Origin of the sequence: Thauera sp. WB-2 (genome assembly GCF_027594845.1) — a bacterium.
Taxonomy (GTDB): Bacteria; Pseudomonadota; Gammaproteobacteria; order Burkholderiales; family Rhodocyclaceae; genus Thauera; species Thauera mechernichensis.
On record NZ_CP088935.1, the window covers coordinates 595,452 to 609,661 of the forward strand.

At 63.9% G+C, this 14,210-nt stretch carries 13 protein-coding genes and 1 tRNA gene; 5 read left to right on the forward strand and 9 right to left on the reverse strand.

Features of this window, described 5'->3' with window-relative positions; translation table 11 throughout:
* Positions 1–52: 52 nt before the first annotated feature.
* From tnpC to tnpA, 3 genes are read right to left on the reverse strand one after another with little or no spacing between them, the layout of a single operon-like run.
* Positions 53–1,669, reverse strand: a complete 1,617-nt coding sequence (gene tnpC, locus LQF09_RS02680; protein WP_270069126.1) for an IS66 family transposase — start codon at positions 1,667–1,669, stop codon at positions 53–55.
* Between the two features lie 29 nt (positions 1,670–1,698).
* Positions 1,699–2,058 carry an IS66 family insertion sequence element accessory protein TnpB gene (gene tnpB / locus LQF09_RS02685; protein ID WP_270068870.1) on the reverse strand — a complete coding sequence of 120 codons (360 nt, stop codon included), beginning with the start codon at positions 2,056–2,058 and terminating at the stop codon, positions 1,699–1,701.
* Positions 2,058–2,366: an IS66 family insertion sequence element accessory protein TnpA gene (tnpA, locus tag LQF09_RS02690; protein WP_333482882.1), complete on the reverse strand. Its 309-nt coding sequence runs from the start codon at positions 2,364–2,366 to the stop codon at positions 2,058–2,060. Before tnpA ends, tnpB begins: the two co-directional genes overlap by 1 nt.
* 253 nt (positions 2,367–2,619) lie before the next feature.
* Between tnpA and LQF09_RS02695 the strand changes: the two genes are divergently transcribed.
* The 4 genes from LQF09_RS02695 (at position 2,620) to LQF09_RS02710 (ending at position 6,651) form a co-directional block, all read left to right on the forward strand.
* The gene (locus tag LQF09_RS02695; protein WP_270067868.1) at positions 2,620–3,657 is read left to right on the forward strand and encodes an IS5 family transposase; all 1,038 of its coding nucleotides are present in this window, start codon (positions 2,620–2,622) and stop codon (positions 3,655–3,657) included.
* A gap of 393 nt (positions 3,658–4,050) precedes the next feature.
* Positions 4,051–5,685, forward strand: a complete 1,635-nt coding sequence (locus LQF09_RS02700) for a hypothetical protein (RefSeq protein ID WP_270069127.1) — start codon at positions 4,051–4,053, stop codon at positions 5,683–5,685.
* 299 nt (positions 5,686–5,984) lie between these two features.
* A complete protein-coding gene (locus tag LQF09_RS02705) occupies positions 5,985–6,191 on the forward strand; it encodes a hypothetical protein (protein ID WP_270069128.1) in 207 nt (68 codons plus the stop codon).
* A 124-nt stretch (positions 6,192–6,315) separates the two neighbouring features.
* Complete coding sequence (locus LQF09_RS02710) at positions 6,316–6,651, forward strand: hypothetical protein (RefSeq protein ID WP_270069129.1); 336 nt, start codon at positions 6,316–6,318, stop codon at positions 6,649–6,651.
* A gap of 504 nt (positions 6,652–7,155) precedes the next feature.
* Here LQF09_RS02710 and LQF09_RS02715 read toward each other — a convergent pair.
* The 6 genes from LQF09_RS02715 to LQF09_RS02740 form a co-directional block, all read right to left on the reverse strand.
* Positions 7,156–7,231, reverse strand: a tRNA-Lys gene (locus LQF09_RS02715).
* A gap of 114 nt (positions 7,232–7,345) precedes the next feature.
* A complete protein-coding gene (locus LQF09_RS02720; RefSeq protein WP_270069130.1) occupies positions 7,346–8,989 on the reverse strand; it encodes an ATP-binding protein in 1,644 nt (547 codons plus the stop codon).
* A 22-nt stretch (positions 8,990–9,011) separates the two neighbouring features.
* Complete coding sequence (locus tag LQF09_RS02725) at positions 9,012–10,118, reverse strand: FIST signal transduction protein (protein WP_270069131.1); 1,107 nt, start codon at positions 10,116–10,118, stop codon at positions 9,012–9,014.
* A gap of 87 nt (positions 10,119–10,205) precedes the next feature.
* Entirely contained in the window at positions 10,206–10,754 is a 549-nt protein-coding gene (ruvC, locus tag LQF09_RS02730; RefSeq protein WP_004248801.1) for a crossover junction endodeoxyribonuclease RuvC, read from the reverse strand.
* Between the two features lie 31 nt (positions 10,755–10,785).
* Positions 10,786–11,667 carry a DMT family transporter gene (locus LQF09_RS02735; protein ID WP_270069132.1) on the reverse strand — a complete coding sequence of 294 codons (882 nt, stop codon included), beginning with the start codon at positions 11,665–11,667 and terminating at the stop codon, positions 10,786–10,788.
* 166 nt (positions 11,668–11,833) lie between these two features.
* Positions 11,834–12,559: a YebC/PmpR family DNA-binding transcriptional regulator gene (locus tag LQF09_RS02740; RefSeq protein ID WP_270069133.1), complete on the reverse strand. Its 726-nt coding sequence runs from the start codon at positions 12,557–12,559 to the stop codon at positions 11,834–11,836.
* A gap of 130 nt (positions 12,560–12,689) precedes the next feature.
* Between LQF09_RS02740 and LQF09_RS02745 the strand changes: the two genes are divergently transcribed.
* Positions 12,690–14,210: a helicase HerA-like C-terminal domain-containing protein gene (locus LQF09_RS02745; RefSeq protein WP_270069134.1), complete on the forward strand. Its 1,521-nt coding sequence runs from the start codon at positions 12,690–12,692 to the stop codon at positions 14,208–14,210.

Below are 14,210 nucleotides of genomic sequence, written 5' to 3' on the forward strand. Positions count from 1 at the left end.
CCGAGTCCATAAAGGTAGTGCCGCCGTAAGCGCTCACCCAGCGGCGTCGTTGCTACGCAGCGCGGCTTGAGATATCCGAGCGCAACGGCGCTTTCCCGAAGTGCTGCTTCCACAGTCTGGGCGTGAGCTGCGCGACGTCGGCGGCCGGGTGCTGGGCGACGCGCTGCAGTACGTCGACGAGATAGTCGTAGGGATCGAGCTCATGCAGCCGACAGGTCGCAATCAGGCTCTGGACGACGCCAACGTGCTGGGCGCCGAGCTCGGTCCAGCTGAACATCCAGTTTTTGCGACCCAGCGGAATCGGCCTTAGCGCCCGTTCGAGGTGGTTGGTATCGATCGGCACATCCGGGTCGGCCAGGAACACTTCCAGTGCCGCCCGTCGCTTGTGCGCGTAGATCAGCGCCTTGGTCAGCGGGCTGCTCGGCAGCAGCCCCTGCGCGTCCAGGCGCTCCTGTACCCAGGTGAAGAAGGCCGCCACGATCGGGCGGGCGTGATCGAGCCGGTACTCGCGCTTGGCCTCGCCCTTGAGCTTGTCGTCGCGGATCTTCGCTTCGACCGCGTAGAGCGCGCCGATGAACTCGAGCGCCTTGGCCGCCAGCGCTGGCTCGGCCGCTTCTGCGTGGATGAATTCGCGCCGGCAGTGCGTCCAGCACTGCGCGTGCGTGAGCCCGGTCTTGCTCGCGTAGGTCTCGTAGGCGCCGTAGCCGTCCGAGAGCAGCACACCCCCTTCGGTGGGCTTGAGCCCGAGCACCTTCTCGACGTTGCTGTGGGCGCGGCTGTCGAAGAACGGGAAGCAGATCTCGTGCAGTTCGCCATACACCGGCCAGAAGTAGCAGGCCTTCATCTTGCCCGGGCCGGCACGGCCGGCCTTGATCGGGGTTTCGTCCATGGCCTTGACGCGACTGGCACGGATCGACGCGAGCTGCGCCTCGTAGATCGGCGTGAGCAGCGCGGCCGCCTGCGCAGCCAGTTGCGTGAGCCAGGCGCGGCTGACCGTGATGCCAGCGTCAGCCAGGCGCTGATGCTGGCGGTACAGCGGCAGGTGCCAGGCGAACTTGTCGAGCAGCAGCCCGACCAGGAAACTCACGTCGGCGCGGCTGCCCTCGATCACCCCGACGGGCGCCGCTGGGCAGTGGATCGTCTGCGTGTCGCGGCGCTTGATGACCGGGCGCACGTACTTGAGGATCACGTAGCTGCCCGGGCGCTGCGCCAGGCGATGGCTGACCTTCTCGCCGATCACCTCGAACTGGTCGGCGGCAAGCCCCTCGGTCTCGGGGTTGGCGAGCGTGATGGTCTCGACCGGGACGCGCGTCTCGTCGAAGAACAGCGCCGATTCGTCCTTGTCCTGTGCGTAGTCGGTGCGCGACGCACGGCGGGTGTGTCCCGCCACGGTCTTGCCGGGGACATCGGGCTGCGTGTCGGGGATCGGTAGCTCGCCCAGATGCAACTGCGCCGGGTCGGGTGAAACCACGCGTTTCTCGCTCTTCTGGCCGAAGAGCTGGCGGCGGAACCACTCGAGCTGATGCTTGAGCGCCGCAAACTCAAGCCGCATCGCATCCATGTCGCGCTGCAAGGCGATGTTCGCCTGGGCCAGTTCGACGATCTGCTCGGGCGCCCACTGGGCGGCCTCGGCAAGGGTCGGAACAGGGGTGCAGTGCGGTGCGGACATAGCGCACATTTTACCGTAGAGCCCAGCATTCATGCGGGTTGCACGGCGTTTGCGGACAGTCGGAACCGGCGCTTGTAGCGGACCGGCTCGATGCCTTCGAGCAGCAGCTTGAGCCCGGTCCAGTCCGTCTGACGCGTGCTCACATGCGTCCAGTTCGACACGAAGCGCCCCTGCTCGAGGCGCTTGGCCCATACGCAGAACCCAGTGCGGTCCCAGTACAGCACCTTCATCTGCGTGCCGCGCCGGTTGATGAACACGAACAGCTCGCCCGACAGCGGATCGCAGCCGAGCGCCTGGCGGGTGAGCGCGTACAGGCCATCGAAGGATTTGCGCATGTCGACCGGCTGGCCATAAACATGGACCCGGACCGCGCCTTCGGGGAAGAACATCAGCCGCGCGACAGGTGAAGGATCACGCCCTCGCCCAGATCGAGTCGGAGCTCGAGGCGACCCGTGCCGCCGAGTTTGAGCGTGCCGGCGTCGACGAAGCCGATCCGCTCCATCGCCGGCGCGGCGGACTGCGTACTGGGCTCGCCCAGCAGGCTACGCCAGCGCCGGAAGCTCGACTCGCTGAGCCCCTCGCGGGTGCAGAACGGCTCGATCCCCAGGCCACTCTCGGCAAACCGCGCGATGACTGCTTGCCATTCCTGACGGCTACGCCGCCGCCACTTGTTGTTGGTCGCTGTCGCCCTAGTCACTGCCGGCTCCTCCCTCATGAACATGGGAGGGATTGTTCCGCGTGGGCGCGAGCGGAAAAAGAACGCCGCTCAGTGACCGGTTACGTGCCGCCTGACCAATCTAGGTCCTCAGAGAGCTTCATCTTGCGACCAGTACGTGCGTGTACGTGCGTGAGAGAGAGTTTTACGAGTCCTTAAGGGCGCCTCGAAAAACCTCGGCACCTCTGTGATTGGTAAAATTGGATTGTCCTGATTTCGTTCTCTGCCACCAGCCATGAAGAAACGCACCGCCATCAAGACCGACCTGTTCGCCGACGAGCATCACCGCAAGAAGATCGACACGCTCGGAGATCCACTGGCCGAAATCGAGTCGTACATCGACTTCGGGGCGTTGGCGGCGGAAGTGGATCGGGTGGCGCCGCGTCCGGTGAGTCCGCAAGGCGGTCGTCCGCCGTATCCGACCGAGACGATGGTACGCATTCTGGTGTTGAAGCGGCTGTACAACCTGTCGGATGAACAGATGGAGTATCAGTTGCTTGACCGGATGAGCTACAAGCGCTTCTGCGGGTTGGCCAGCGCGATCAATATTCCGGATCGAACGACGATGTGGACGTTCGAGAATCGCATCGGTGAAGCCGGCGCGAAGGTCCTGTTCGACGGCGTGTCGGCCCAACTGCTCAAGCGCGGTTTCATCGCCCGCGGTGGTCAGATCATCGACGCCACGCTGGTGCCCGCGCCCAAGCAACGCAACAGCCGTGAAGAGAACAAGCTCGTCAAGGAAGGGGCGATGCCGGCCGACTGGAAACCGGCCAAACGGCGCCAGAAAGACACCGATGCCACCTGGACCAAGAAGCACGGCAAGAGTCACTTCGGCTACAAGCTCTCGATCAACGTCGACAAGAAGTACAAGGTCATCCGCAAGATCGAGACGGGTACGGCCAGCATCCACGACAGCCAGCACTTCGAGAGCGTGTTCTACACCCTGAACACGAGCCGAGACGTCTATGCGGACCGGGGCTACACGTCCAAGGGGCGTGAAGACTGGTTGAAGGACAAGGGTTACCGGAACCAGATTCAGAGAAAGGGTACGCGCAACAAGCCGCTGTCTGAGTGTCAGCAAGGGCGTAACCATCGCATCGCCAAGACGCGCGCCCGTGTCGAGCACGTGTTCGCGGCCATCGATCAGATGGGTGGCAAGCTGATCCGCACGATCGGCCAGGCGCGAGCGAACTTTGCGATGACGATGATGGCCGCCTGCTACAACCTGAAGCGGCTGGTGTACTTCCAGAAGGCCGGAATCGAGGCTTTCTGACGCCCGAAATGGGCCGAATCGCCGATTTCCCGGGCGATTCGAAGAGAAAACGGAGCGACACCGCAGAGAAAAGCGGTGATTTGCCGGAGAAATTGAACCGAGTTCGGTCGCTGTCATTGTTTGGCGGCGGGATTCAACGAAAACCTCGCGTTATTCGAGGTGCCCTTAAAAGGGAGAGGCCGCCGACGAGATTAACGCCGGAATGCTGACGCGTTGGCAAGATGACGATCTTCCGGTGGTTGCCATGATTGAGTGCCAGGGTTGATTGGTGAGAAGTCCGATAGATGCGTTCCTGCGGGCTCTCTCGACAGCTCCCCTTGTAGGTGTGGTGTTGAGGGCAAGCAAACCCAATAATTCGGTAAGTTCCAATGGCATCGTCTAAGGCTACCAACCATGTACGGATTCAAACCGGGCTTCACATCCGAGAGGAAATTGCAGGGAGGACGCATTCAAGGGCGGGGTACCGGCACATCTGACAGCATCAAGAAGGAGATTCCGAAAGGCAGCTACATCATGCCTGCGGACTCGACCGAGCAGATTGGCGCGGATCAGATGCAGGACTTGGGCGCTCGGGTGCCGGTCAATGTGAGCAACGGCGAGTACGAATTGCCGCCTGAGCAAGTCCATGCCGTGGGCGTGCAGGCACTGAACCAGATGCGCGATGCGACGCACACGCCGGTTGCCGAGGGGTTCCAGCCGCAGGAATACAGGCTGTTCTTCGTAAACGGCGGTTCGCCTTCTGACGAAGAGCGTCGGCGTATTGGGCCGAGTTCGCAAATGGGCGCTGTCGCGCTAGGCAATGTGCGCGGCGTCGAGCGTATGGGCGGGGAGCCGTCAAATGCCAATCTCGGCGGCACACGCCAAGGCTATGGCTTCACGCCTGCTGAAGAAGCGACTCGGCGTGCGCCGCGCTCGGGCACTGGCAGCGAGCTTGCCGCACAAGACGAGCAGCGCCGCGCCCAAGATTTCATGGCGGGACGAATTTCGCAGGAAGAGTATGCAGCTTCTTTGAAGTCGCCGAAACTTTCTTACCAAAACAACTCGATTGCTCCAAAGAGTATCCCGACCCCTCGCTTTAGCCTCCTGCCAGAGCCGGAGGCGGATAAGCAACTCCGTGCCAGAGGCGTCGTCACATCACCGCGCCCAACAACTGCGCCCCCCGCTACGACGCCTTCCGAGCCGACCCAAAGGCCAGCAACGCGCCAGGGCTACGGCTTCACGCCTGCCGAGCAACAAGGTCCGGCGCTTGGCATGACAGCACGCCCCACGTCGGCCGCAGGGATCAACCGCATCGACAGGGCGCCCGGACTTGGTAGCCCACTCTTCACCAACGTCCCCGCAGGGCAGGCCGTGTCGGAGATGCAAGGCAAGGGGCAGATGTCGAGCGCCGACCTTGCGACCGGCAATGAGCGCATGGCCCGCGCCAACGCCATCCGACAGGAGTACCTGGACTCATTTGGCGGACCCAAGGCCGCGAGCATTGGAAACTCGGCGGTGGAAGAGACGAACGCGCGATTCCGCGAATCCCGGCTGCAAGAGTCGATGCGCGGCGCAGGGCGTTCGCGGGCAGGCGCAATCGCATCCATGCGCAACGCTGACCTTCAGCGCGAGCAGGCCCGCGAGGAACTTGGCTTCCGGGCATCGGAAGGCCGGGCAAACCGGGAACTGACCGCGCAAACGGAAGCGGGGCGTCTGTCGACTGATCGTGACCGGCTTGGTTTGGATCGCGCCCGCACGGCGACGGATCTCGAGGCGCGCGGATTCGACATTCGCAACGCCCGACGCATCGAGGACATTCAGGCAAGGCTGGAGAAAGCGGAATCGCCTGAAGATCGAGCCGCGCTGTCCGAGCAGCTTCGTGCGCTGACCGGACGTGAGATGCCCAATCGATTCACGGTGGTGCCGGGTGGGCAGGAAATCAGCCCGCAAGGCATGGCATACACGCGCCCGTCAATGGTGTTCAACAACCAAACCGGGCAATTTGTCGATCAGCGGGGCGTGCAATCACTGCCGCCTATAGCGGGGTGACACCGGTGTGGTATCCAAGTAATAGACCACTTGACTTAAGCGGGTCGGTCGATAGATCATGCACACGTCGCTGAAACAGGGGCGGCGCGAGCTTGGCGGCTCGTAAATGACCAAGGCGGACAATTCCGCCAATCCGGCGGATTTTTTTCGTCCACCGCATGCGCTTGTGCAATGGCTGGCGCTGCGAGGAAGCCTTCGGGCTTGCCGGTGCCTTGGTCCCGGTCCGCCAACCTTGCAGTTGCCAGTCACCCCGCTTGGCGGCGGGTACTGGCCGACTCAATCGACCAGGAGAATGCACCATGCATCTAAGCGTAAAGGGCAAGTCCGCCCCCCTTCATTCTCGTTTTGCCTTTTATCGTACGCTGCGCCGGATCACCAATCCGGTGATGGCTTACCGCTTGAGCCGCGGCGCCTCGACGGCGCTAGACAATGCCAAAACCTTGGCAGTTGTTGCAGGCGGCGCAGTCGCTATCCACGCCGTTCTTAACGTCGCCGGGCCTATCTGATGAATAAGCATTCCTTTTCCGTCGCCCGCGTGATCGAAAGTCTCGGAGAGGTCGTCAAAGCTCAAGGTTCTGCGACCAGTCTGTGTCTGGTCGCCCAGCAGGCAGAAAAAGCCCGAGGTGAAGCATGATTCGTCCGACCTACGATGCGATGTTGCTGCTGTTTGCGCATGCACAGAGCCACTTGACGACAGAGGAATTGAGGAGCTTATCTCAATTGTCGGAACATGCCTCTACCGAGGCACTCAGGCTCGGTGATGTCCTCGAAGGTGTCGGTTGTTTGGTCGATGCAGACGAGGATATCGGCGGTGCGGGGAGCTTCCGTGACAAGCAGGGCGCCGCGGATCTGTTGTGGTCGATCAGGCACCATCTCGAAGCGATTGCCGGCATGGCTCTCGTTGGCTCGGAGGCTTCGTTTCTTCTGCGTGAGCGCCTACTGAGGCGAGAGGACATCACGATTTGAACGGCCCTAAGTGGCATATACAGACCCGTCCGAGTGGCGGGTTTGTTGCTTTGGTGCGCCCGGAAGGGCGCACTCACTTGGAGGTGAAAGTCCTCTACTCGCCCTTGCACGGCTCCCGCTGCCTGTCGCCTCGAATCTGTGAACTGCCTTTCACGCTTCCTTGAGCGCCTGAGCGGTGTCGGCAGTGGTAACCAACGTGTATCCACAAAAAACCGCTTGAGCAAGCACAGTCCGAAAACCGGCAATAGGCAGGTTTTACCAAGTCACGGACTGCGACCCGGAAGCTCGCCCCCTAGCCCCGAATCGGGATGCTCTGGCCTGGATGCCATCCGCGCATACTCGCCGCCCTCCCTGGCGAACGCCGCCGACCTCCCGAGTCCGCACTTTGCGCCATCGAGGCCGGCCGCGTGGCTACATCGCCCGGATTTGGCTACATGGTGGCTACATGGCCCCGGAAAGCAAAAAGGCCAACCCCGGAGGATTGGCCTAAGTGCTTGAATTTGTTGGTGGGGGCACTAGGACTCGAACCTAGGACCAATTGATTAAGAGTCAACTGCTCTACCAACTGAGCTATACCCCCGGTGCCTTGCGGCAGATCGGCGTTTCCGTCGATCAAGAGACCGCGATTATACGCAAGATTCGGCGTACTGCAACAGCTGCCGCAAGGTATTTGACGCTGCCTGCGGCGCTGCGCTCAATTGCGCGGCACCTTGTCGAGGGCGAGGAAGAGCTGTTCGGCACTGAAGGGCTTGGCGATGAAGTCGTTCATACCGGCTTCGAGGCAGCGTTTGCGGTCGGCGTCGTAGGCGTTGGCGGTCATCGCGACGATGTGAGGCTGGCGTCTGAGGGGTAGCGTGCGGATGGCCCGTGTCGCGTCCACGCCGTCGAGTTCGGGCATCTGCATGTCCATCAGGATCAGGTCGAAGTCGCCCTGCTGCGCCTTGTCGACGGCAATGCGGCCGTTTTCGGCCGTCTCCAGGGTATGGCCGCCCTGCTGTAGCAGGCGGATGGCGAGCAAGCGGTTGATCGCATTGTCCTCGGCGATCAGGACCTTCAGCTTCGACTGGGTGCTGCGCTCCAATGCCAGCCGGGCTGCCGAGGGTTTGCCCGAAACTTGGGGGCTGGCGGGTGTATCAGATACCCGCAGCTCGAGCGCGAAGTCGAAGCACGCACCCTTGCCGGGTTCGCTTTCGAGCTTGATCGCACCCCCCATCGCTTCGACCAGGCTGGCGCTGATTGCCAGGCCAAGGCCGGTCCCCCCGTACTGTCGGGTTGTCGAGCTGTCGGCCTGGGAGAAGGCCTTGAACAGGTGCTGGCTCTGCTCGGGCGAGATGCCGATGCCTGTATCGCGGACCACGAAATGCACCTGTGTGCACTGTGCGTCGCACGACAGTTGGCGCACCTCGAGTGCGACCTGGCCGTGAGCGGTGAACTTGATTGCATTGCCGAGCAGGTTCCAGAGCACCTGGCGCAGACGGGTGCTGTCGCCGATGACGTTCGGCGGCAGCTGGTTGTCATAGTGCAGCGTCAGCGCCAGGCCTTTGCCTTGGGCGAGGGGTCGTATCAGGCCGAGCAGGGCGTCGATCTCGTCGCGCAGTGCGAAGTGGCGCGCCTCGAGTTCGAGCCGGCCAGCCTCGATCTTGGCGAAATCGAGGATGTCGTTGATCAGGCTCAGCAAGGTTGTGCCACTTTGCTGGATGGTGCTCACGCACTCGCGCTGGCCCGCGGCGAGCGGGCTCAGTTCGAGCAACTGCGCCATCCCGAGGATGCCGTTGAGCGGGGTGCGAATCTCGTGGCTCATGACCGCGAGGAACTCGCTCTTGGCCCGGTTGGCCGCCTCGGCGGCGAGGCGTGCCTCCTCGGCGTGCGCGCGCAACTGCTCTGTACGCTCGAACTCCAGGCAGGCCCGACAAGCTGTGTCCAGGCGCGCGAGAATGGGCGCGAGTGCCGTCAGCAGCCTGCTCTCGAGCGGAGTCCCTTCGCGCACCAGAATGACGAATCCGCTCCCCGGCATGGGCAGCAGGTACAACTGCCTGCCTTGCTCGCGAGTCAGAGCGTGGGCGGCGTCGGGGCGGTGTTGATGTGCCTCGATGAGTTGGGCGAGCTGAGTGTCTTCCGACAGGGTCGCCTTCTCTCTCGCCGGAAACGAAAAGCAATGCGCCGCCGTGCCCGTCCCGGTGTCGAGCCAGACATGGCCGGCCCGGCAGTCGAGCAGCTTCAGTGCGCTGGGCATGAAGCTGCGCAGCATCGCGCTCAGGCGCGGAGACTGGCCGATCAGCAATGCCAGCTCATACTGCAGGGAAAGCAGGCTGAGGCGGCTGGGGTCGAGCGGGTTCATGGGCGTTGGGCCTGAATGGGGGCTAGCTGCCTGCCAGCACCATGGTCTTGTTGAAGAACTCCAGGCAACCGTCTCCGCGGTTGGCAATCTCGCCCAGGGTCAGGGCGCCGAACAGCGCCCTACCGTCCAGCTGGGCAGCGACCGCCGCAAGCTCCTCCTCGAAGCGAGCCTCCAGGAACAGGACTCGACTGATGCAGTCGATCATGATGACTGGAGCGTCTCCTGCGTCCTTGACGGCGAGTGCGGCCGATTCGGCAGCGGCGATGAGCGCCTCTGGCTGGCCCTTGAGCAGGAACACGATGCTGTTCGGGCCGACCTCGCCGACGCACACCAAGGTTCCGTCAACAACCGTGATCGGATCGCGAACCACCACTTCGCCGCCGGCTCTTTCCATTCCGAACGGATAGCCCTTGGCGATTTCGAAAAAATTCTCGCTGTTGATACTGTCCCCGCAGTCTGCATCGACCAGTGTCCGATAGAGCTCGAAGGCGGGTTGGTAGTCGAGGCTGATGATGCGGTTGCGCTCAGCCTGGGTAACGACGAATGGGCCGGCGTGCTTCTGCCAGCCATGCCTGACGCCGACACGCGTGGGTCGATCGATCAGCACCATCTGGGCGTGGTCGACGAGCAGGCCCTTGTTGCTGAAGATGCAGGGGCGCTGCTGAAAGTCCAGACTGCCGGCGCCACCGCCAAAATACACCGGGTCGCTGCCCAGCATGTCGTAGACGCCGTCCAGGAAGGCTGCGATGCGCTGTGCAAGTCCGTCTACGACGATGAACACGGTTTGCGGCGATGGCAGGTCCTGCAGTGCGGATTCGAGTTCGGCGGAGTAGTCTGCCTGGGAGGACGACAAACCGTTGGTTTCGATAATGCGCACCGGTCCCTTGAGGCCGTGGACGATGCAGCCGGTCTCGTGATGCATGCGACCGAACACGATCTGCGGGAAGATGCCACCGCACACGGGCACTGGCAGTGCCTGCAGCCAGGATGAAAGCTCGACTGGGTCATAGCGGTTGCCATCGGCCGCGAGAATCATCAAGGCTTGCGCACCGTCCGCCAGCGCCTGCTCGGCAAGTCGGAACAAGGCTTTGCTGGTGGGCTCCGGTGAGAAAAGCAGGGTTTCATCCATGATGGCGCCTCGATTGAATCGTTTATGGCGTTTATGGCATAAAATTGCGATTAAGGGAAGCCTGCGGTTAGCCGCCTTTGTGAAGAATTACCCGAGAATGCGACCTGCGCGACGGCGCGTTCCGATGCCGTCCATGCTGCCCAGGCCCTGGGTGCCGTGTGCGTGGCAGATGGCGCAGGCGAGCGCGTCGGCGGCATCGGAGCTTGGGCTGGCGTCCAGCGTCAGCAGCCGTTGCACCATGTGCTGGACTTGTTCCTTGTGCGCCTTGCCGTACCCTACGACCGACTGCTTGACCTGAAGTGCCGTGTATTCGGCCACCGGCAGGTCGCAGGAAACCGCGCCACAGATCACCGCGCCGCGCGCCTGGCCGAGCAGCAGGGTCGATTGCGGGTTGACGTTGACGAAGACCTTTTCGACCACGACCACATCGGGCTGGTAAGTGGCAATCACCTCACGCACGCCGTCGAGCAGGGTCTTGAGGCGTCCGGGCAGTTCGCCGTCCCGGGTCTTGATGCAGCCACTGGCGACATAGCGCAGCTGGCTGCCGAGTTGGTCGATGAGACCGAAGCCGGTGATGCGCAGCCCGGGGTCGAGGCCCAGGATGCGGGTGACGACGGCGCGGGTGGCGTTGCTCATGGACGGCCTCCAGGGCGCGGGCCGGTCGATTCTAGCCCTTGCGCGCCAGCCATACACCCGATACCGCAATCGCCATGCCGGCGAGCGCGAGCGGGCTGAGGGTCTCGCCGAACATCGCCCAGGCGATGAGCGCGGTGGTCGGCGGCGTGAGGTAGAACAGGCTGGCCACATTGACCGCGCTGCCGCTGCGGATCAGCAGGTTGAGCAGGCTGATCGCGCCCAGCGACAGCACCAGCACCAGCCACAGCAAGGCGAAGACGAACTCGCCACTCCAGTCGATCTGCATGGTCTCGACCTGGCTCGCCACCAGGGCGGTCAGCGCCAGGCTGGGCAGGAACTGCAGCACCGAGCCGGTGCGCAGGTCGAAGCGCGGGCAGAAGCGCTTCTGGTACAAGGTGCCCGCAGTGATGCCGACCAGCGCGGCCAGCGCCGGCAGCAGCATGCGGCCGAGCGCGTCGGTGGCGACGCCATCCACCGAGACCTTGCTTCCCACCACCAGGGCCACGCCGGCAAAGCCCAGCGCCAGCCCCGCCCACTGCCGTGACGACACGCGCTCGCCCAGCAGCGCGCCCGCCAGTGCGCCGGTGAGCAGCGGTTGCATGCCCACCACCAGTGCGGAGATACCCGCCGGCAGGCCATGGTGGATGGACATGAACACCCCGCCCAGATACACCGCATGCACCAGCAGCCCGGTGACGGTGATGTGCATCGCATCGCGCGGGCTTGCCGGCCAGGGGGCACGCATGGCCAGCGCCAGCAGGGTCATCAGGCCGATGACGAGCACGTAGCGCACGGCCAGGAAGGTGAGCGGTTCGGCGTAGGGCAGGCCGTACTTCGCGCCGATGAAGCCGGTGCTCCACAGCACGACGAACAACAGGGGCATCAGGCGGGTGAGCTGGGTGGGAACTGGCATCGCGTGCCTCGCGTGAGGCCTGCGCCTCCCATGGGGGAGTGAGGCTGGGGTGGCAGGGTGTCGAATGAAAAAAGCTCGCGGCTTGCGCCGCTCCCACTGTGATGCCGGTCACTCCGTGGGAGCGGCGCAAGCCGCGAGCCTTCAGGGCAGGGCGCAGCCCCCGCGCTTACTCGGCGAACTCGGCGGAGGTATACACCTCCTGCACGTCGTCCAGGCCTTCGAGTGCGTCGAGGAGCTTCTGCATGCGCGCAGCCTCGTCGCCGGCGAGCTCGATCACGTTCTCGGGCTTCATCGTCACCTCGCCGAACTCGGCGGTAAAGCCGGCCTGCTCCAGAGCCTCCTTGACGCTGGTGAACTCCCAGGGGCCGGTGATCACCTCGATCGAGCCGTCGTCGTTGGTCTGCACGTCCTCTGCACCGGCCTCGAGCGCGGCTTCCATCAGCGCGTCCTCGCTGGTGCCGGGGGCGAACAGCAGCTGGCCGCAATGCTTGAACTGGAAGGCCACGCAGCCGTCGGTACCCATGTTGCCACCGTACTTGGAGAAGGCGTGGCGCACGTCGGCGACGGTGCGGGTCTTGTTGTCGGTAAGGCAATCGACCATCACCGCCGAGCCGCCGATGCCGTAGCCCTCGTAGCGGATCTCCTCGTAGCTCACGCCCTCGAGTTCGCCGGTGCCCTTCTTGATCGCGTTGTCGATCTTGTCCTTGGGCATGTTCACGCCCTTGGCCTTGTCCACCGCCAGGCGCAGGCGCGGGTTGAAGCCCGGGTCACCCCCGCCCATCTTGGCGGCAACGGTGATCTCCTTGGCCAGCTTGGAGAACGCCGCACCGCGCTTCTCGTCCTGACGACCCTTGCGGTGCTGGATGTTGGCCCACTTGGAATGACCCGCCATAGAAAACCTCTGTGCTGCATCTGCGATTGAAGAGGGGCGCATTATACCGCCGGGCCACGCGGGCGGGCCGTGGCCACGCTGGCGCTGCTACACTTTTACGATCGACCGATTCCGACCCGAGGAGCATGCCATGGCCGAACCGATGCTGATTGCCCGATCGCCCCAGGACGCCGCATTCAAGGACATCCTGCTGCTGCCGCGGCTGGCCAACCGCCATGGCCTGATCACCGGCGCCACCGGCACCGGCAAGACAGTGACCCTGCAAAAGCTCGCCGAAGCCTTCGCCGGCATCGGCGTGCCGGTGTTCATGGCCGACGTGAAGGGCGACCTTTCGGGCATCGGCGCGGCCGGTACTGCGGCGCCCAAGCTGCTGCAGCGCCTGGAGGCGATCGGCATCACCGAGTATGCGCCACGTGCGAACACCGCGGTGTTCTGGGACGTGTTCGGTGAGCAGGGCCATCCGGTGCGCGCCACCATCTCCGACATGGGCCCGCTGCTCATCGCCCGCCTGCTCAATCTCAACGACATCCAGACTGGCGTCCTGACGCTGGTGTTCAAGATTGCCGACGACAACGGCATGCTGCTGCTCGATCTCAAGGACCTGCGCGCGATGGTGCAGTTCGTGGGGGAGAATGCGAAGAGCTTCACCACCGAATACGGCAACATCTCCCCGGCCTCGATCGGCGCCATCCAGCGCAATCTGCTCGCGCTCGAGCAGCAGGGCGGCGACGTATTCTTCGGTGAGCCGATGCTCGACATCCACGACCTGATGCAGACCGATGCCGAGGGCCGTGGCGTGATCAACGTGCTGGCCGCCGACCGGCTCTACAACTCGCCCAAGCTTTACTCGACCTTCCTGCTGTGGATGCTCTCCGAGCTCTTCGAGCAGTTGCCGGAGATCGGCGACCCCGACAAGCCCAAGCTGGTGTTTTTCTTCGACGAGGCCCATCTGCTGTTCAACGATGCGCCCAAGGCGCTGGTCGAGAAGATCGAGCAGGTGGTCCGCCTGATCCGCTCGAAGGGCGTGGGCGTGTATTTCGTCACCCAGAACCCGCTCGACGTGCCGGAGTCCGTGCTTGGCCAGCTCGGCAACCGCGTGCAGCACGCCCTGCGCGCGTTCACACCGCGCGACCAGAAGGCGGTCAGGACCGCTGCCGACACCATGCGGCCGAACCCCGCCTTCAACGCGGCGCAGGCGATCACCGAACTCGGCGTGGGCGAGGCACTGGTGTCTTTCCTCGACGACAAGGGTCGCCCCGAGGTCACCGAGCGCTGCTTCGTGATCGCGCCCGACTCGCGCCTGGGGCCGCTGACCGAGGCCGAGCGGCGCGCGGCGATCACCGGCTCAGTGGTTCATGGCCACTACGAGCAGGTGGTGGACCGCGAGTCCGCCTACGAGATGCTGCGCGCGCAGGCGGCGGCGTCGGCAGCAGCGGCCGAGCAGCAGGCTGCAGCGCGCCAGCAGGCGGCGTCCGGGTCGGGGGGAGGAATGAATGAGATCCTGTTCGGCTCTACCGGACCGCGCGGTGGGCAGCGCGACGGCCTGGTGCAGATCGCCGCGAAGACGGTCACCCGCACCATCGGCAGTTCGATTGGCCGCCAGATCGTGCGCGGGCTGCTGGGTTCGCTGCTGGGCGGCGGCAAGCGCTGA